Source organism: Bartonella sp. CL266QHHD (genome assembly GCF_042195355.1).
Lineage (GTDB): Bacteria > Pseudomonadota > Alphaproteobacteria > Rhizobiales > Rhizobiaceae > Bartonella.
Map to the genome: position 1 here is coordinate 1 of NZ_JBHIOD010000046.1, position 18,504 is coordinate 18,504.

Annotated in this window: 14 protein-coding genes and 1 tRNA gene; 10 read left to right on the forward strand and 5 right to left on the reverse strand. The window is 36.6% G+C overall.

Annotated features, from left to right (window positions below):
- Positions 1-574: DNA adenine methylase (locus tag ACFIK7_RS06115; protein ID WP_375663100.1), on the forward strand; the 574-nt coding region annotated here is incomplete at its 5' end.
- Positions 575-639: 65 nt separating this feature from the next.
- The gene (locus ACFIK7_RS06120) at positions 640-1,032 is read left to right on the forward strand and encodes a helix-turn-helix domain-containing protein (protein ID WP_375663101.1); all 393 of its coding nucleotides are present in this window, start codon (positions 640-642) and stop codon (positions 1,030-1,032) included.
- 89 nt (positions 1,033-1,121) lie between these two features.
- Here the strand turns inward: ACFIK7_RS06120 and ACFIK7_RS06125 are convergent.
- A tRNA-Glu gene (locus tag ACFIK7_RS06125) sits at positions 1,122-1,196 on the reverse strand.
- Positions 1,197-2,542: 1,346 nt separating this feature from the next.
- Between ACFIK7_RS06125 and ACFIK7_RS06130 the strand changes: the two genes are divergently transcribed.
- Entirely contained in the window at positions 2,543-3,859 is a 1,317-nt protein-coding gene (locus ACFIK7_RS06130) for a homoserine dehydrogenase (RefSeq protein ID WP_273791204.1), read from the forward strand.
- 140 nt (positions 3,860-3,999) lie between these two features.
- Positions 4,000-4,986: a class II fructose-bisphosphatase gene (gene glpX, locus ACFIK7_RS06135; RefSeq protein WP_273791203.1), complete on the forward strand. Its 987-nt coding sequence runs from the start codon at positions 4,000-4,002 to the stop codon at positions 4,984-4,986.
- A 105-nt stretch (positions 4,987-5,091) separates the two neighbouring features.
- Here the strand turns inward: glpX and ACFIK7_RS06140 are convergent, their stop codons facing one another.
- A complete protein-coding gene (locus ACFIK7_RS06140) occupies positions 5,092-6,198 on the reverse strand; it encodes a branched-chain amino acid aminotransferase (RefSeq protein WP_375637461.1) in 1,107 nt (368 codons plus the stop codon).
- Positions 6,199-6,508: 310 nt separating this feature from the next.
- On the opposite strand from ACFIK7_RS06140, the gene ACFIK7_RS06145 reads away from it, so the two are divergent.
- Positions 6,509-6,784, forward strand: a complete 276-nt coding sequence (locus ACFIK7_RS06145; RefSeq protein ID WP_273791201.1) for a hypothetical protein — start codon at positions 6,509-6,511, stop codon at positions 6,782-6,784.
- Between the two features lie 176 nt (positions 6,785-6,960).
- On the opposite strand, the gene ACFIK7_RS06150 is transcribed toward ACFIK7_RS06145, so the two are convergent.
- The 3 genes from ACFIK7_RS06150 to ACFIK7_RS06160 all read right to left on the reverse strand — a co-directional run bounded on the left by ACFIK7_RS06150 (position 6,961) and on the right by ACFIK7_RS06160 (position 12,619).
- The gene (locus tag ACFIK7_RS06150) at positions 6,961-9,477 is read right to left on the reverse strand and encodes an SPOR domain-containing protein (RefSeq protein ID WP_375631247.1); all 2,517 of its coding nucleotides are present in this window, start codon (positions 9,475-9,477) and stop codon (positions 6,961-6,963) included.
- Between the two features lie 151 nt (positions 9,478-9,628).
- Positions 9,629-11,386: an arginine--tRNA ligase gene (gene argS, locus ACFIK7_RS06155; protein WP_375637463.1), complete on the reverse strand. Its 1,758-nt coding sequence runs from the start codon at positions 11,384-11,386 to the stop codon at positions 9,629-9,631.
- 30 nt (positions 11,387-11,416) lie between these two features.
- Positions 11,417-12,619 carry a deoxyguanosinetriphosphate triphosphohydrolase gene (locus ACFIK7_RS06160; RefSeq protein WP_273791198.1) on the reverse strand — a complete coding sequence of 401 codons (1,203 nt, stop codon included), beginning with the start codon at positions 12,617-12,619 and terminating at the stop codon, positions 11,417-11,419.
- Between the two features lie 108 nt (positions 12,620-12,727).
- Between ACFIK7_RS06160 and ACFIK7_RS06165 the strand changes: the two genes are divergently transcribed.
- From ACFIK7_RS06165 to glmS, 5 genes are all read left to right on the forward strand, one after another.
- Positions 12,728-13,051, forward strand: coding sequence for an iron-sulfur cluster assembly accessory protein (locus ACFIK7_RS06165; protein ID WP_273791197.1), 324 nt, complete (start codon positions 12,728-12,730; stop codon positions 13,049-13,051).
- Between the two features lie 39 nt (positions 13,052-13,090).
- A complete protein-coding gene (locus ACFIK7_RS06170; RefSeq protein ID WP_375663122.1) occupies positions 13,091-14,080 on the forward strand; it encodes a carboxypeptidase regulatory-like domain-containing protein in 990 nt (329 codons plus the stop codon).
- Between the two features lie 43 nt (positions 14,081-14,123).
- Positions 14,124-14,912, forward strand: coding sequence for a cytochrome c biogenesis CcdA family protein (locus tag ACFIK7_RS06175; protein ID WP_375631278.1), 789 nt, complete (start codon positions 14,124-14,126; stop codon positions 14,910-14,912).
- A gap of 14 nt (positions 14,913-14,926) precedes the next feature.
- Entirely contained in the window at positions 14,927-16,276 is a 1,350-nt protein-coding gene (gene glmU / locus ACFIK7_RS06180; RefSeq protein WP_375631249.1) for a bifunctional UDP-N-acetylglucosamine diphosphorylase/glucosamine-1-phosphate N-acetyltransferase GlmU, read from the forward strand.
- A gap of 173 nt (positions 16,277-16,449) precedes the next feature.
- On the forward strand, positions 16,450-18,273 hold the full coding sequence (glmS, locus tag ACFIK7_RS06185) for a glutamine--fructose-6-phosphate transaminase (isomerizing) (RefSeq protein WP_375663102.1): 1,824 nt from the start codon (positions 16,450-16,452) through the stop codon (positions 18,271-18,273).
- Positions 18,274-18,504 lie beyond the last annotated feature (231 nt).

The following is an 18,504-nucleotide window of genomic DNA, read 5'->3' on the forward strand; positions in this document are numbered from 1 at the left end:
TGTTCAAAATGACTTTGATGATTTAGCCAAACGACTAGAATGGTTTGTTTGTTCAAGACAGTTGTTTTTTGAACTTGCGGCTATTGAACCAGAGAGCCTTTCCAAAGTTGAAAGAGCCGCACGTTTTTTGTTTCTCCAACGTTGTGTGATGTATGGGAAAAAAGAGTATGTCTCTTTTGGCTTTGGAAGGAAAAAGCCTATAGCATTTAATCCCGATAAGCTGTTATCAAGGATGCGACGTGTTAGACAGAAGCTTCTTGATACGACAATCTTAAATTTGTCGTGGGAACGGGTTATCGAGCTATTTGATGCACCCGACAGTTTATTTTACCTAGACCCGCCTTATCTTGTGAAGAAGAAGTGTTACAGCTCTGGGAATTTTGTTGAAGATGATTTTGTGAGTATGGCAAAAGTTCTCAAAAGCATACAAGGCAAATTTGTCTTGAGTCTAAATGATTGTGATGCGGTTCGAGAGATCTTTAAGGATTTTGACTTTTTAGAATTAGAGACCCTTTGGACCTCTGGTTTTGCTAAAAAACCACCCCGAAAAGAACTCTTGATTCGTAATAATTGAAGAAAATCATAAAAAGATTTGTTAGAATCAGAAGAAAATATTTCTTCTCTAATAGGACTTTTTATATGGTTACATCTTTTGGTAAAATTTTACGGAAACTTCGCATTGATCACTCCGAACGCCTTTTAGATATGGCTAAGAAATTAGACATATCTGTATCATTTTTATCTGCTGTAGAAATTGGCAAAAAATCTGTTCCTGTAGGACTGGAGGAAAAGATAATTGAACTCTATGCTTTAGATCAAGAGGTAGCAGAAATTTTGAGAAGAGAATCGGATGCTTGTCGCAAAAGTTTTACAATCAAGACTTCTGATCCGTTGAGACGTGAAGCTGTTGGTGAGTTTGTTAGAACTTTAAAAGATTTTTCACAAGAGGATTTAGAAGCATTCAAAACATTATTAGAGATGATTAGCGAAGCGCAAAGAAAAGAAAATGCTACTGTTGTAGAGAAATGTTAGAAAATCCTATTCCCTAACTTTTATCCACGTATCCCGTACTTTAAAAAAGATATATAAAATCAATAGACTGTGTACAGTAAAAAGAAACATGGTACGCCCAAGGGGAATCGAACCCCTGTTTCCGCCGTGAAAGGGCGATGTCCTAACCGCTAGACGATGGGCGCAAACCAATGATGAGGCTTATAGAGAGGATCTTTTTACTTCGCAAGCCCTCTGTGTCATTTTTTTTGAAAAAAGTGTGTTTTATTGAATAATTTTTGAGAAACTCTTGTTTGAATCATCTTATTTTCTAAGATTTTTTGTAGAAAAAATGTAAAGTTATCATCATTGATAGAAAGTTTTGATGTGGGTATCATCTCAGCAAATGATATTTGCATTTATTTTCAGTTTGAAAAGTAGGCAAAAATGATCAAAACAGCATTTTAAATGTATTTATTTTTTACATATTTTATCGTTTGTTATCTTTGTTGTCACATGAGAATATTATTTAACTTGCTTGAAAGAGCCTTTATACGGAAGATTTCTCATTTGAGCTTATCATAAAGCAAAAACTGTATAATTTATAAAGTAGAAATACAATATTTATTACCAAATAAACAAATAATACCAATCATACAAAAGTTTTTTTATGAATAATCCATAGATTACTTACAATTTAACAAAATATAAATAGATATCTGTATAATAAAAATGAAAATATTAAATCAATTTTTATAGAATATATTAAAAATATTTTTTATATTTACTTTTACATGTCTGTAAGAAATTTAAGATTAAAAACCCTTCATTTGCTCTTTTATATATTGAGAAGGTTCTTGATTTGAAAATGAATTAGCGTGGATAAAGGGTAGATTGAGTTTTTTTTCATTTCAATTCGCTAGTTTTTTAAAGAGGTGGCAATAAGTTGAGATAAAATATTCAAATTTTGAAACTTTATTCTCTATATTTATAATATTTCAGAATTATGGTGTGCGCATATTAAGTTTTGTTTTTTACTTTAATGTAAGGTTCTATTTTGATATATGAGTGCGTTAAGATTTTGCATTAAAGATTTATATTTAAAGCTATGGAATGGTAGGAAGAAATGTGTTATTATGTACTGATCTACTTTATTTTATCCATTCTCTTAATTTATCATATAAAAGAATGTTTTTTGTTCCATACTTGTTGATTTAGAAGAGATGTTTTATTCTTTCTTACTAAGTCTTCAATATTCTTTAACTTGTTATTGATTATTTTTTAGAACTTTTCTTTATGGAAACTTGCATTTATCAGTTTTACAGATTTTCATTCTGAATTAAATATTTTATAAAGATTCTGAAATCTTTGAAGACAATAAATATTATATTTTTAGGAATGTTGATTGAACAAGCGGGGATAATTCTATTGGAAAAAATGAAGTGAATAGAGCGGGGTATTTCTTTTGTTCTTATGGATGTAAATATTCTTTGTGTTGATTGGCACATCATTTAAACGATTTTTCAATGAAGATAGGGATCAGTGGTTAATAATGGCAGAAGCTTTAAAAGTTGGTGTTGCGGGACTTGGTACGGTTGGTACTTCAGTTGTTCGAGCTCTATGTGAAAAAGCGAATAGTTTAGCTTGTCAATGTGGGCGATTCATCAAAGTTGTTGCTGTTAGTGCGCGCGATAAAGGCCGCAATCGTGGACTTGATCTCAGTGATATAAAATGGTTTGATTCACCTGTGGAGTTGGCTGCTTCTGATGAGATTGATGTTTTTGTAGAGTTAATTGGTGGTGAATTGGATGTGGTGTATACCGCTGTTAAGAGAGCGCTTGAGGCGGGACATCATGTTGTAACAGCCAATAAAGCTCTTCTTGCTCGACATGGAGTAGAGCTGGCTATAATTGCAGAAAAAAAAGGTGTTTTTCTTCATTTTGAAGCAGCTGTTGCAGGGGGGATTCCTGTCATCAAAGCGATGAGAGAATCACTTGTTAGTAATCGCATATCGCGAATTTATGGTATTCTCAATGGAACCTGTAATTATATATTAACACGCATGTTTACGGAAGGTCTTTCATTTAAAGATTGTTTAGCAGATGCACAGAGACTTGGGTATGCTGAAGCAGATCCAACTTTTGATATTGAGGGAAATGATACTGCTCATAAATTAGCTTTGTTGACAAGCTTGGCATTTGGAACAGCTATTTCGTTAGATGATGTTTATGTTGAAGGAATTCATAATATTTCGCAAATTGATATTCGAGCAGCTGATGAATTGGGGTATCGGATTAAGCTTTTAGGGGTTGCATTAAAAACGGATTCTGGAATAGAGCAACGCGTTCATCCAACAATGGTACCAGCATCCTCAATGATTGCACAGATAAATGGTGTAACCAATGCTCTTTCTATTCAAAGTGATTTATTAGGTGAATTACTGTTTTCTGGTCCTGGCGCTGGAGGAAAGGCAACAGCATCAGCCGTTATTGGTGATTTGGCTGATATAGCAAAAGCGCGTTCTGGTTTTCAGTATGCACCTGTTTTAAGACGTCCAGCATTAGAACTTGCTCCTCATAAAAAAGCACGTATTTCGCATCATGCAGGTGGTTATTTTATTCGTTTAAATGTTCATGATCGTACTGGTGTTTTTGCCGCGGTCGCAAGGCATATGGCTGATAATCACATCTCATTGGAGTCGATTGTTCAAAGATCTTTTGTAGAAGATCAAATTGAAAAAACAATTATTTTAATTACGCATGAAACAACAGAGGTGAATGTACGACAGGCACTTGCAGAAATTGAAAAAGATGGACATCTTGTTGCAAAATCTCAATTTATTCGTATTGAACCTATGGCAAAGAATTGATAACTTTCTTGATAATAAAAACGCACGCTTGAGTTCTTTTATCTCTTGTGAAAAATTTTCATCTTTGCCAAAAAACTTTATTCTTAGTATTTAATAAGGACTCATATTTTTCTGGTATTCATTCGGTAGGATTTTTTCATATGCCCACAACTCAGAAGATTTTAAATGGACTTGATCGTATTTTGACGCTTGAATTGGTACGTGTTACTGAACGTGCTGCTGTTGCTGCTGCACGCTGGCGCGGACGTGGCGATGAAAAGGCAGCGGATCAGGCTGCTGTAGATGCAATGCGGCAAGAACTTAATCGATTGCCTATTGATGGTACAGTGGTGATTGGTGAAGGTGAGCGGGATGAAGCGCCTATGCTTTATATTGGAGAAAAAGTGGGTCTTCAAAGTGGATTGGCGATCGATATTGCACTTGATCCACTAGAGGGTACAACACTTTGTGCTAAAAATATTGCTAATTCTTTGGCAGTAGTTGCAATTGCTGAAAAGGGTAATCTCCTTTACGCTCCTGATGTTTATATGAACAAAATTGCTATTGGTCCTGGTTATCCAAAGGGAATAGTCGATATAGATGCTTCTCCTACCGATAATATACATGCTCTTGCGAAGGCTAAAGGAGTGGCTGTTAATCAGATTGTTGTTTGTATTATGGATAGACCTCGTCATGAAAAATTGGTTGATGAAGTACGAGCGACAGGGGCGTCGATTCGCTTGATTGGGGATGGAGATGTGGCTGCTGTTATTGATACAACTGATCCAGAAGAAACAGGTATTGATATCTATATGGGGATTGGTGGAGCACCTGAAGGTGTTTTAGCTTCTGCTGCTTTGCGCTGCATTGGAGGACAGATGCAAGGTCGTTTGCTGCTTGATACAGAAGAGAAAATTGCTCGTGCAGCTAAAATGGGGATTAGTGATCCCAATAAGGTTTATACAATGGAAGAAATGGCAAAGGGTGATGTTTTGTTTTCAGCAACAGGGGTGACAGATGGTAATATGCTTTCTGGTGTTAAATTTACACCTCACTACATTCAAACGGAAACTCTCGTAATGCGCGCCCATACGGGTACAGTTCGTAATATTAAAGCACAGCATAGAGATCATTCAAAATTTGATTAATGTTTTCTTTTTTTGTCACTAAAAATAAAAGGAGTTTTTTAGGAAATACGCTCCCATGAAGCTACTTTCATGGAAGCGTTTATAGATATGGGAATACCCTTAATATTATGAGAGTTGCACAGAATGCACCCAGCCATTTTTATCTTCTATGTTCCCTTTTTGAATGCCAACCAATTGTGTACGAAGCTGCTTTGTGACTTCTCCAACTGTTTCATTTCCAATAATAAATTCTCCTCCTTTATATCTAAAACGACCAATTGATGTGACAACGGCAGCTGTACCACAAGCAAAGGATTCTTTAAGGTGTCCACTCTTTGCATCTTCTTGAAGCGCTGCAAAAGAATAAGGACGCTCTTCTATTTTTAATCCCATTTGTTTTGCCAACTCTAAGAGTGAATGACGTGTTATTCCTGGAAGGATAGTTCCATTAAGTGGGGGGGTTACAAGTGTATTATTGTCCATAATAAAGCAGACATTCATACCACCAAGTTCTTCAATCCATTTATGTTCAATCATATCAAGAAAGAGTACTTGGCTACAATTGTTTTCAGTTGCACTTTTTTGTGCAAGTAAGCTTGCTGCATAGTTTCCACCACATTTGGCAGCCCCTGTTCCTCTTGGACCGGCACGACTATAATCTGTTTCAATCCAGACGCTGACAGATTTTTCTTCTCCTTTGAAATAGGATTCAACTGGAGAGGCTATGATACAAAAAAGATATTCTTGAGAAGGGCGGACTCCCAAAAAGTTTTCATTGCCAAACATAAATGGACGGATATAGAGGCTAGCGTTGGGCTGATCAGAAACCCATTTTTGATCAATCTTTACTAATTGATGAACGGCATCCAGAAAAATATCTTTTGGCAATTCTGGCATAGCTAAACGCCTCGCTGATTCTATAAAGCGTTGTGCATTGGCATCAGGACGGAAGAGCAAGATGCGCCCATCTTTTGCACGATATGCTTTTAAACCCTCAAAAATTTCCTGTCCGTAATGTAAAACGGTACTTGCAGGGTTAATTTCTAAAGCTTTGTATTGAGAGATGATAGCATTGTGCCAGCCTTTGTCTTCAGTCCATTGAATAGTACACATGTGGTCTGTAAAAAATTGACCAAAACCGGGACTTTTTAAAATTTCTTCATATTTTTCTTCTGACAGAGGAGATGGGTGCTTTTCTATTTTAAAGGGAAGCGATGATATGGGAGATTTCATAAAAAACCTTTTGAGTATGTTTCATTTTTATTAATAAAAATAATGAAATATTTTGATTATAACTCTATTATTAACAAAACCTTTGTGTCAATGTTTTATTATAGAATAAAAAGGGGTTTATTATAGAATTCAAAGGCTAGGGTAGGGTAGATATTTTAATTCTATCCTCGCCTCTTTTTCTCAACTTTATGAAGTAAGCTGGAACTTTTGTCTATAATTATCGTTTTCTCATAATAAGTATCTGAATAATTTCATATATGCATATTTTCTAGAAATTTAAAGGTAAGGGAATTGAGAAAAGGAATCCACTATGATTGATAAAAATTATCACACATATGAAGAACGTATGGCCGCAGAAAGAAAAGGTCGTGAACAACGTGTTTCAATCGCTAAGGGTATTTTTGCTATTCTTCTTGCGATGGTTATTATCTGGTTTATTTTTGGTTTTTTAGGATCTTTTTTTGCAAAATCTCCTGAACATAGTTCGCGTTATAATACTCCAGAAACAAGCCAAAGTGTAACAACGCCAAAAAAAGATTTAAATTCACTTCCTCCTGTACCTTATACCTATAAGGGTACGGAGTGATTTTTTCATAAATATAATCTTTTAGATAGGGCGAAAATCGACGTAGATTAAGGAATAAAGTCAGCACAAAGACATAAAAAGATTGGAACGATTTTAATTTCTGAAGTTTTTGATAAGTAATTAAATGGTATGAAAATAAATCATGCAACGGTTTTAACAACCGTTGCATGTTTGGTTTAGCGTGTGATGAAGCAGCTTCCACCAGAACTTTTAATGGATTCACAAAGGATTATGGCTTCATTACGGTCTTGCGCTTGAATCCGAACACGGTAATAAGTACCTTTTCCTGGTATAAAAGCGGATTGAATATTTAAAGAACGGGCGCCGATAAGGAATCCAAATTTAGATTTCATATTTTTTAAAGAATTTCTAGCGAGCTCATGCGTTGGTTGAGATGCAAGTTGTACGTAATAACTTTCTGAATTTTGTGCTGCGACTCTGTTTGGTGATGTGGAGCGAGACGCGGCTGGTGTTTCAACTTGTGTATTTCTTTCTGCATGAGAAGGAATAGGGATAAATTTTTCTTCAATATTTGAGCTAGAATTATTTTCTGCAATTATTTTATCAATATTATTTTTGAGATCATGATCTCTTTCTTGGTCGTTTATATCAGAATCATGCGACGAAACAAGGGACGAATCTTGAAGTTCATTAGAAGCTTGATCAATGCTTTCTTCAGATTGAGCAGCAGTTTTGCTGTTTGTTTGATGCGCGGGGGCTAGTGTAACTGTACCATCTTGATTGACAATAACAGTTTGTACTTCTCGCATTGGAATAGTATGGTTTATGGCTTCTGTGACTGCATCTTCAACATCAGATTCATTTAAAGACGATGAGGAAACGTTTGAAGATTCTTCAGGGTTTAATTCTTTTAAATTTTCAGGTTGTTCAGAGTTATCAATAAGAAATTGTTGTGTATTTTCTTGTTTCTCATTTTGTTCAGTTGTTTGTTTATAGATATCTAAATTATGTGCAACATCATTTTTCGTTTCAGTTGTTTCTGGTTTGAATTTAAAAGGCGTATTATCAGCGTGGATAATGACCGTTTCTTCATTTTTTTGTGATGGCATAAAAAAGTGAGAATAACCTGCAAATCCAATTCCTATTAAAATAAGTATAAAAAAACCTTTAATGAAAGTTTTACCAAAAATAAAACTTTTTAAGGGAGGAGGAGCTGATGGATGCGTGGGAACCTCATCTGAGCTTGTGTATGATGAATTCTCGCTAAAAGAGGGGAAATTATATTCCATATTGGCAGAAGAAGAATAGTCGGAATTTTGTTCTTTAGAGTTTATATAAACACCTTCTTTTGAATTTTGCATAGACTGATGAAAAACTTCACTAAAAACTTCATTCTTCTGTTGTTTTTGAGAAAAATTATCTGTTGGAACATTTCCTACATTGAGTACATCAGCAAATTCTTCTTCTAAACCACCATTAGTTGGCACATCATATTCTGGCGCTTCATACGGGACTTCTGGAACCATAATAGGACCAGTTTTTTCTACGATTTCCTCTGAAAATTTATAAGTATCAACATTGGGAGGGGGAGTATCTCTGTGCGTATAGTTATGGGCAAAAAAGCCCTCCGTTTGTTTTGTATTTAAAGAGGGTGATGAGGAAAGAAACTCATCTAAATTATTTTCATTATATGAAATTTCTCTATTTGGGTTAGAGGCACCTTCGGCATTATTGATGTATTGGGCTCGAGCCTCATCATATATCGGAACTTTTTCGCTATAAGTTTCTTGTTGTGAGGGGGGGGCTTCAAAAAAATGGGGATAATTGGTTGTATGATCTTCTTGTGAAGCCCCCTTTAAATAAGATTGTCTATCAACTGGTGGAGAATCTAAAGGTGAGGAGAAGGTACTTGTTGTTTGATTTCTTGCAGTGTTTTGTCTTTCTGACACAAGATTAGAAGATGAGAAAAACTCATTTTCCTCTGTAGAAGAGGAGGCATCAGGATAATCTTTTTTAATCCAATTTTCTTGATCAGCTGAAATTTTATAGGGATGGTTTATAGGAGTGTCATAGAGGTTTGGATTGTCATCATAAGTTTTTTGTATATTCGTAGTCTCAGGTTGTTGTGAATTTATTTGTGAAAAACGATTGGTTTGTTCAACATCTTCTGGCATCTCTCTCTTATTTTCACGCCTTTCAGATTTATCAAAAAAGAAATTTTCTGATTCTGATTGTGACATAAGATTACTTTTTTCAAGAAAAGGATCAGCACTGGTTGCTGTTGTTTTCTGTTGATGTGATTGATTCTTTGGGATTGGTAATGGAGAAAGCTCATCTAAAATTTGTTCTTCATCATGACTGCTAGGTGAAGAATATTTCTCTTCAGATAAATTATTTTGTTTTGAATGGTTGAAAGAAGCAGCTTGTGCAATATTTGAGGCTGTTGCGTTGCTGGTTGCATACAAGTCCCATTGTTTTTTTTGATCATCAAACGGTAAGTCATGTGCTAAATTATTTTCAAGTTCCTCTTCTAGAAAGGACAAATCAAAATCATCATCATGAGATGATATTTCGGGGTGAGATGTTGATCGATCTGTTTTTAAAGAAGATTGCTCATTTTGGTTTCCGCTTTGTTTGTGCGGATTAAAAATGCGCGTAAGCCTTTCTAAAGGATCATGGTGTTCATGATCGTGTTTTGTTTCGTGTAGATTTTTGCGATCGTTATCGCTCATAGCTTTTCTCACATGGTGGTTTGCACTTACGTGCAATCAATGGTTGATTTTGATTTGTTATATTAAAATTATAAATTTTCCCCCTCTCATGCAATGATACATGAAAAAGTTTATCAATAGAGTACCTATTGTATGTATTTATAGAACTTTTTCAACGCATTTCTATGGGTGCTTCGACTCCTATGATGGTAAGCCCTGATGATAAAATATTGATAACAGCTTGTATCAATCCTAATCTTGCAAAGGATAACTCTTTATCATCAGGTTGAATAAAGCGTAAATTGAGATTTTCACTCCCTTTATTCCAATGGGTGTGAAAATTGGAGGCAAGGTCATAAAGATAAAACGCTAATCGATGCGGTTCCTTATGAACTACGGCCTGTTCAATGATACGTGGATATTCAGAAAGTTTGCGTATTAACAATATTTCATGGTCATCTGTTAATCGATGAAGATGGGCAATCAATGTATCATTTGAAAAGCTTTTAATATGAAGCGCTTCTTGTGCTTGACGAAAGACTGAGTGACAACGTGCACTTGCATATTGTACGTAAAAGATGGGGTTATCTTTTGATTGTTCTGTTACTTTTGCAAAATCAAAATCAAGAGGTGCTTCACACTTACGGTATAGCATCATAAAACGCACAGGATCACGCCCAACCTCTTCGACAACATCCCGTAGAGTGACAAAAGATCCTGCTCTTTTTGACATGCGTACAGGATGACCGTTGCGAAAAAGTTTTACCAATTGACACAAGAAGACACTTAATTTAGCCTTATCCCCAGAAATTGCTTTTGCCATTGCCTCCAGCCGCTTTACATAGCCAGCATGGTCTGCGCCTAGAATATAAATCATTTCATCAAAATGACGATTAAATTTATCCCGAAAATAAGCAACATCAGCAGCAAAATAAGTGTAAGAACCGTCAGATTTGACTAAAACACGGTCTTGGTCATCACCGACATTTGTTGAACGGAACAAAGTTTGTTCGCTTGGTTCCCAGTCTTCTGTATTTTGTCCCTTGGGAGGGGGGAGTTTTCCTTTGTAGATATAACCATTTAAAGTGAGGTCGTTGATGGTGTTACGAATGGCGCGTGCATTATCAGCATAAAGCATTCGCTCAGAGAAAAAGATATCATGATAAATATTAAGAGCAGCCAAATCTTCGCGAATCATGGACATCATTGCATGAATTGCACGTTCTTTCACAAGAGATAAGGCTTCATCTTTATCCATCGTGAGGAGTTGGTCACCAAACTCTTGAGCAAGCGATTGACCCAATGGTATCAAGTATTCTCCAGGATAGAGTCCTTCTGGAATTTCATTAATTTTTTGCCCAAGAGCCTCACGATAGCGCAATAGTACAGAATGGGCGAGGACTTCGATTTGTTGACCAGCATCATTGATATAATATTCTTTTGTAATGTTATAGCCCGTAAATTGCAGCAAATTGGAGAGAACATCCCCAACAACCGCTCCGCGGCAGTGTCCTACATGCATTGGTCCTGTCGGATTTGCTGAGACATATTCAACATTGATGCGTTTTCCTTGTCCCATTGGAATACGACCATAAGAAGTGCCTAATTCAAGCATGGATTTTATAGCATCTTGCCAAAATAATTTTGTAAGCTTTATGTTTATAAAACCAGGACCGGCAACATCTATATTTTCGATAGAGGGATCATTTTTAAGAAGTTCTATGATTTTATCTGCAAGTGCACGTGGATTGATTCCAATAGATTTTGCAAGCACCATAGCAGCATTGGTTGATAAATGACCATGGGAGGAATCACGTGGAGGATCAACAGTGATTTTTGATAAATCTAGATCTTCTCCATTTTTTCCTTTTAGATCAGATAATTCAATTGATCTCTTAATTTTTTTTTCGAAGTTTTTAAAGATATTCATATTTAGCTTCCATGATGATGCCAAAAGCCATTAAACGAAATTATCTGTATGGTCAAATAAACGGTGATATTCACGTAGAGCGTAGTGATCTGTCATGCCTGAAAGAAAGTCAGCAATCAAACGTGCTAACTCTTGATTTTTTAAGTGCACTGTTTTGCTCTGCCAACTTTCAGGCATTGTATTTGGATTTTCATAATAACAATTGAATAATTTTTGTACAATGCATTTTGCTGCATTGCGACGACTAAGAACTTGTTCATGATAGTAAAGATTTTTAAATAAAAAGTTTTTTAGTTCTTTTTCATAAACGGTCATTGTTGGTGAAAAGGTGACAATAGTTTGTTTTGCTTGGTGAATATCGTTTATGCTTGTTGGTTTGATGCGTGCTAAATTTTTTTGTGACTGTTTGATAACATCTTCAACCATGGTTGTTATTTGTCTTCGTACAAGTGTGTAACCGCGACGCGTTTGGTCGAGATGGGGATGCTCATCTGTTATATCTTTTAATATTGCTGCTGTTAGTGAAACATGTTCAAATTGATCGAGTGTTAAAAATTGCGAACGTAGACCATCATCAATATCATGCGCATTGTATGCGATATCATCTGCAATAGCAGCACATTGCGCTTCTAGTCCTGCAAAACAATCGAGTGCAAGGTCTTGCTTTGCATTGTATTGTAAAATATCGATAGGAACCTCCTTATTCTTCGCGTGGGGACCTAAAAGGGGACCATTGTGCTTTACAAGTCCTTCGAGGGTTTCCCATGTAAGGTTAAGTCCATCAAAATTTGCATAGCGCTGTTCTAGTTTTGTTACAATGCGTAATGCTTGTGCATTATGATCAAAGCCGCCATAATGTACCATGGCTTCATTAAGAGCATCTTCTCCAGCATGGCCAAAGGGTGTGTGTCCAAAGTCGTGAACAAGAGCAATGGCTTCGGCAAGGTCTTCATCAAGACACAGGGCACGGGCTAATGTTCTTGCAATTTGAGAAACCTCTATGGAATGGGTTAGGCGAGTACGGTAATGATCGCTTTCATCAGCAATAAACACTTGCGTTTTATGTTTAAGACGTCGAAATGCATTAGAATGGATAATACGATCTCTATCTCGTTGAAAAGGTGAGCGTGTGGTGCTCATCGTTTCATGGTATAACCGACCACGGCTTGTTTGTGGATGAGCACTGTACACTGCTCGAGATTGGTAATTGAAGTTGATATTGCCTATATCCATTGCAAGCTGCCCATTATCATCTTAAAATCGAGAGTGGTTTATGACAAATAAACTGATCTTTGAGTGTGGGATACTCTTTCTTGATGGTTTAATGCAAGGATATATAAAATGAATGTGAAAATTTCAGATGTTGCTGCTAAAAAAATTGCACAGATACTTTTGCGTGAACCCGATAAAATAGCATTACGTATTTCTGTTGAAGGTGGTGGGTGTTCTGGTTTTTCTTATAAATATGACTTGGTTTCTGAAATGTGTGAAGATGACCTCGTTCTCAAAAAAGACGGGGCAGTTGTGTTTATTGATTTACTATCACTTCCTTTCATGGAAGGAGCTGAGATTGATTTTGTTGATGATCTTATGGGGCAGTCTTTTCAAATCCACAATCCCAATGCTGTTTCATCATGTGGTTGTGGTGTAAGTTTCTCAATTTAAAATGATGGCTGTGTGATATTGTTTCTTGAAAAAAAGATCATGTTGGTCAACAATGCAAAAATGGGTATTCTTATAAAAATAGTGCACCGATGTATATGGTTGTGCGTGGTGCTTGCTTTATTGACTTGGAGCCACTGTGCTTTTTCTGAAGCAGGAGAAGGGCAAGATCAGCAGCAGGGACAATCAAGGAGTTTTATTGTAAAGACTCAAGAGCAGGAAAACGAAAATTTAGCATCTCAAACACAACTCATTTTGAATGCTCGATTAACAAATAGTCATCCGGATATTGAAAAAGGGCTTGTCTGGCGGGTTTATGCCCCTATTCTAGGGATTGATAATAAATTACCATTAGTGGCAACCTATAAGGGGGGAAGTGCACGTTTTGATCTCGAACTAGGAAGTTATCTTGTTCATGTCTCATTTGGTCATATGAGTGCTGTGCGCCATATTCGTTTAGAAAATGGGCAGAGTCTTGTAAAAAACTTTAATCTTGAGGCTGGTGGTGTCATTTTAAATGCAACACTGCTCAATGGCGTAATGAATGAAAAGGAACTCCGTTTTACCATTTATGAGGATGAAAAAGAAAATGATGATACGGGAGTGATTATATCAAATGTTAAACCCCAATCAGTTGTGCGTTTAAAAGCTGGCCGCTACCATGTTGCTTCCCATTATGGTTCCATTAATGCGACGGCTCGTTCGGATATTCAAGTGGATGCTGGTAAAATAACAGAAGTTACTCTTGAACATCAGGCCGCTCAGATTGTCTTAAAACTGGTACGGCAAGAAGGAGGGGAAGCGCTTGCAGATACAAGTTGGTCTCTTGCCAATGATTCTGGTGATATCGTTTATGAAACAGTTGGTGCGTATGTTTCACTCGTGTTAGCGGAGGGAGAGTATATTGCAATTGCTAAAAATAAAGATAAAATCTATCAGAAAGTTTTTTCAGTCGTTTCTGGTCATGATGAAGATATAAGTGTGGTGGCGAATGAACAAAATATGCAACAAATTGATGAAGATGTGGATTGATTGTTGTTCATGGGGGTAAGCTATGATGAAAGACGGGGTATGAATTTTGATTGAAATTTCAACAGTTGGTGTGTTTTTTGCTGGGGCACTCTCTTTTTTGTCACCATGCGTTTTGCCATTAGTTCCTCCTTATTTGTGCTATATGGCAGGGGTTGGTATTGATGATTTTCGTTCAGAAAAGCCTGATGAGAAAGTCTTTATACGGTGGGCTTTACTGTCTTCTGTTATTGCTTTTGTTCTTGGGTTTACGACTGTTTTTGTTGCTTTAGGTGCCAGTGCTAGCACAATTGGGAAATTCATCGGTTATTATCGTGATTGGTTTGCTCTTGCTGCTGGAATTGTCATTATTATTTTTGGTTTAAATTTTTTGGGGATTTTCAAAATCGCTTTTTTATTTCGTGAAGCGCGTTTTCAGACCAAAAAAACACCTGCTGGTCCTTTAGGCGCGTATATTATCGGTTTAGCTTTTGCTTTTGGTTGGACACCGTGTATTGGCCCTATTTTAGGTCCTATTATAACGCTTGCTGGAACAAAAGAAACTGTGGGAGAGGGAGCTGTTCTCTTAGCGGTTTATGCATTAGGTCTTGCTATTCCTTTTATGTTAGCAGCTTTATTTTCGAGCAGTTTTATGCGATTTTTAGGAGCTTTTCGTATTCATTTAGGAAAAGTTGAAAAAATTATTGGTGTTTTTCTTATTCTTACAGGGATTTTGTTTTTAACAGGTTCTATGCAGGATCTTTCATTTTGGCTTTTAGAACATTATCCTTCGTTGAGTTATATTGAAGATATTCGTTGGCACAATATTATGAATTTTTTTGGATTTTCTCGTTAGTCTTATGTGTTTTTATGGTTAGAAGTTGTCTTTCTATTGTTCTTGCCGCAGGTGAGGGGACGCGCATGAAATCGTCTCTGCCTAAGGTACTTCATAAAATTGCTGGATTGCCTCTTATATGCCATGTTCTAAAACAAATAGAATTGGCAGGCTCTTCACAATTAGCAGTTGTTGTGGGATTTGGTGCTAAGGAGGTTACGCACGTTGTTCAGTCATTTGTAAAAGATGTAATGATTTTTGAACAAAAAGAGCGTTTAGGAACAGCTCATGCTGTTTTGTCTGCTCGTTCAGCTTTGCAAAAGGAAGTGGATGATGTTCTCATTGTTTTTGGGGATACTCCTCTCATTCAGCAAGATTCATTGCACCAAATGCGTGCACAGCTTGCTGATGGAGCAGATGTTGTTTTTGCAGGTTTTCATACCAAAAATCCAACAGGTTATGGGCGTCTTCTCGAGAAAAATGGTCAATTAATTGCAATTGTAGAAGAAAAAGACGCTAGCGATGAAGAAAAAAAGATTTCTTTTTGTAACGGTGGAATACTCGCTATGCGTGGAAAACATGCACTTTCTCTTTTAGAGAAAGTTGGTAATAACAATGTGAAAAAAGAATATTACTTAACAGATATTGCTTCTCTTGCAACACGCAAAGGATTAGATGTGCGTGTTGTTGAAGTTCCTTTTGAAGATATTGTAGGAATTAACAATGGTCTTGAGCTTTCTGAGGCTGATTCTTTGTGGCAAAAACGTAAAGCGCGCGATTTAATGTTATCGGGTGTTACACTCTTAAAGCCAGAAACACTCTATTTTTCTTATGATACAGAAATTGAACCAGGAGTGGTGATAGAACCAAATGTTTATTTTGGGTTAAGCGTAAAAGTACAATCTGGTGCGGTTATTCATGCATTTAGTTATCTCGAAGGTGCTGTGGTTGGTAGAGATGCACAGATTGGTCCCTATGCACGTTTGCGTCCTGGAACAGAGTTGGCGAAGTCCGTAAAGATTGGAAATTTTTGTGAAGTCAAACAAGCTAAGGTAGGAGAATCTTCTAAAATCAATCATTTAAGTTATATTGGTGATGCTGAAATTGGTGCATATACCAATATTGGAGCCGGTACAATTACTTGCAATTATGATGGATTTAACAAATATAAAACCGTGATTGGTGATCATGCTTTTGTTGGGTCTAATACGGCACTTGTTTCCCCATTGATAATAGGGGATGGCTCTTATGTTGCTTCAGGAAGTGTTATTACTGAAAATATTCCTATGAACAGTATGGCTTTTGGGCGTGCACGACAGGTTATAAAAGAGGGCTATGCGACAAAATTTCGAGAGCGCTTGTTAGAAAATAAACAGAAAAAATGATTATTTTCAGCTTATTCTTTTGTTTCGTGTTAATCTAATGATGGATGGGAGGTTTATTCTTAAAGATTGCCGTACTCCATGTTTGAATTATTTTTATTATTTATAGTTTTAAATAAAGGCTGTTGGATTGTTTTATAAGATTTAAATCTTAAGATGTGGGTTGGAGCTTTTTAATGTGTGGAATTATTGGAATTCTTGGAAAGAGGTGTGTTTCGTCCTCTTTGGTTGAGGGGTTAAAACGTCTTGAATATAGAGGGTATGATTCATCTGGGGTGGCAACGGTCCATAATGGGCATCTTTATCGTGTACGTGCTGAGGGGAAGCTTGTTCATTTAGAAGAAAAATTAAAAAAAACACCTCTGGAGGGAAATTTAGGGATTGGTCATACCCGTTGGGCTACGCATGGAATTGCTGTTGAACGCAATGCGCATCCCCATGTGACTGAAAAGCTTGCGATTGTTCATAATGGTATTATTGAAAACTTTGTAGAACTGCAAAAGGAACTCATAGAGGATGGTTGTATCTTTGTAACAGAGACGGATACGGAAGTTATTGCACATTTAATAACGCGTGCATTAAAAGATGGTCTTTCTCCGCAAGAAGCCATACGCACCAGTTGGAAAAGGCTGCAGGGGGCTTTTGCTATTGCTCTTATTTTCGAAGGTGAAGATAACCTTATGATTGCGGCTTGTTCTGGTCCACCTCTGGCAATTGGTTATGGAAAAGATGAATTTTTTGTGGGGTCAGATGCGATTGCTTTGGCACCATTCGTTGATTATATTAGCTATATGGAAGATGGGGATTGGGCTGTTCTCACACGGGAGGGTGTTACAATTTATGATGCTAATAACCAACCGGTAAAACGTCCTGTGACGACATTACTTGAAGGGGCTTTATTGATTTCTAAGGGTAATCATCGTCATTTTATGCACAAGGAAATGTTTGAACAACCTGAAGTGATTTCTCATAATTTGGCGCATTATCTTGATCTTGGAAATTATGTCGTTCGACCCCTTGAGAATTTGATTGATTGGAAAAATATTCATCGTCTCCTTTTTGCGAGTTGTGGAACGGCGTATTATTCAACCTTAGTTGCGCGCTATTGGTTTGAGAAATTTGCCGCTTTAAGTGTTGATAATGATGTTGCTTCGGAGTTTCGTTATCGTGAACCTCCTATAACGTCTGATGTGTTATCGCTGTTTGTTTCTCAATCTGGTGAGACAGCTGATACATTGGCTTCTTTGCGTTATTGTCGTGAGCGGGGTGTACAAACAGCAACAATTGTGAATGTAGAGCAATCAACAATGGCAAGGGAGGCTGATTTTATTCTCCCAACACTTGCCGGACCGGAAATAGGTGTTGCTTCAACAAAAGCTTTTACCTGTCAATTGGCAACGCTTGCTTCACTAGCACTTAGTGCTGCTAAACAACGTGGCTATCTTTCGGCTCAAATGGAAAAGAAACTGGTTCAACAGTTGGCAGAAGTTCCACGTATTTTAAATGAGGTCTTAAAACTAGAGAGAAAAATTGAATGTATTTGTCGTGATTTGGTGAATGCAAAAAGTGTTCTTTATCTGGGACGTGGAACTTCTTATCCGATTGCTTTGGAGGGAGCCCTTAAACTGAAAGAGCTTTCTTATATTCATGCTGAAGGTTATGCGGCAGGTGAATTAAAGCATGGACCAATTGCTCTGGTGGATGAGACAATACCCGTTATTGTTGTTGCACCGTATGATCGGTGGTTTGAAAAAACTTTTTCTAATATGCAAGAAGTGGTAGCGCGTAATGGTCGTATTATTTTAATAACCGATAAAAAAGGAGCAGAAGTAGCTTGTCTTAAGACTTTATCAACGATCACTTTGCCAGATGTTCCAGAATTTATTTCTCCTATTATTTATGCACTCCCTGTTCAGTTAATCGCTTATCATACGGCTGTTTTATTAGGAACAGATGTTGATCAACCCCGTAATTTAGCAAAATCAGTCACGGTTGAATAAAAGTATATTTCTGAATCTTTTGGAGAATAATCAAGTGTAAGAAATTGATTTATAATGAAACTTATTTTTTCATTTTTCTCTGTTGAACGAGAATACTGAAGAAAAGTTTTTTCTTTCTAAATCCTTTACGATAAAACGAAAAATATTTTCTTACCTGTCAAAAAATAGATCAGTTATGTGAATATAATGGTAAAAAAAGACGCAATATTGCTTCTACTGTTTTAATGCAAG

Coding starts and splice junctions, on each gene's coding strand:
- ACFIK7_RS06120 (WP_375663101.1), top strand. CDS start 640: ATGGTTACATCTTTTGGTAAAATTTTACGGAAACTTCGCATTGATCAC.
- ACFIK7_RS06165 (WP_273791197.1), top strand. CDS start 12,728: ATGAATGTGAAAATTTCAGATGTTGCTGCTAAAAAAATTGCACAGATA.
- ACFIK7_RS06170 (WP_375663122.1), top strand. CDS start 13,091: ATGTTGGTCAACAATGCAAAAATGGGTATTCTTATAAAAATAGTGCAC.
- ACFIK7_RS06145 (WP_273791201.1), top strand. CDS start 6,509: ATGATTGATAAAAATTATCACACATATGAAGAACGTATGGCCGCAGAA.
- glmS (WP_375663102.1), top strand. CDS start 16,450: ATGTGTGGAATTATTGGAATTCTTGGAAAGAGGTGTGTTTCGTCCTCT.
- argS (WP_375637463.1), bottom strand. CDS start 11,386: ATGAATATCTTTAAAAACTTCGAAAAAAAAATTAAGAGATCAATTGAA.
- ACFIK7_RS06150 (WP_375631247.1), bottom strand. CDS start 9,477: ATGAGCGATAACGATCGCAAAAATCTACACGAAACAAAACACGATCAT.
- ACFIK7_RS06140 (WP_375637461.1), bottom strand. CDS start 6,198: ATGAAATCTCCCATATCATCGCTTCCCTTTAAAATAGAAAAGCACCCA.
- glmU (WP_375631249.1), top strand. CDS start 14,927: ATGGTTAGAAGTTGTCTTTCTATTGTTCTTGCCGCAGGTGAGGGGACG.
- ACFIK7_RS06160 (WP_273791198.1), bottom strand. CDS start 12,619: ATGGATATAGGCAATATCAACTTCAATTACCAATCTCGAGCAGTGTAC.
- glpX (WP_273791203.1), top strand. CDS start 4,000: ATGCCCACAACTCAGAAGATTTTAAATGGACTTGATCGTATTTTGACG.
- ACFIK7_RS06130 (WP_273791204.1), top strand. CDS start 2,543: ATGGCAGAAGCTTTAAAAGTTGGTGTTGCGGGACTTGGTACGGTTGGT.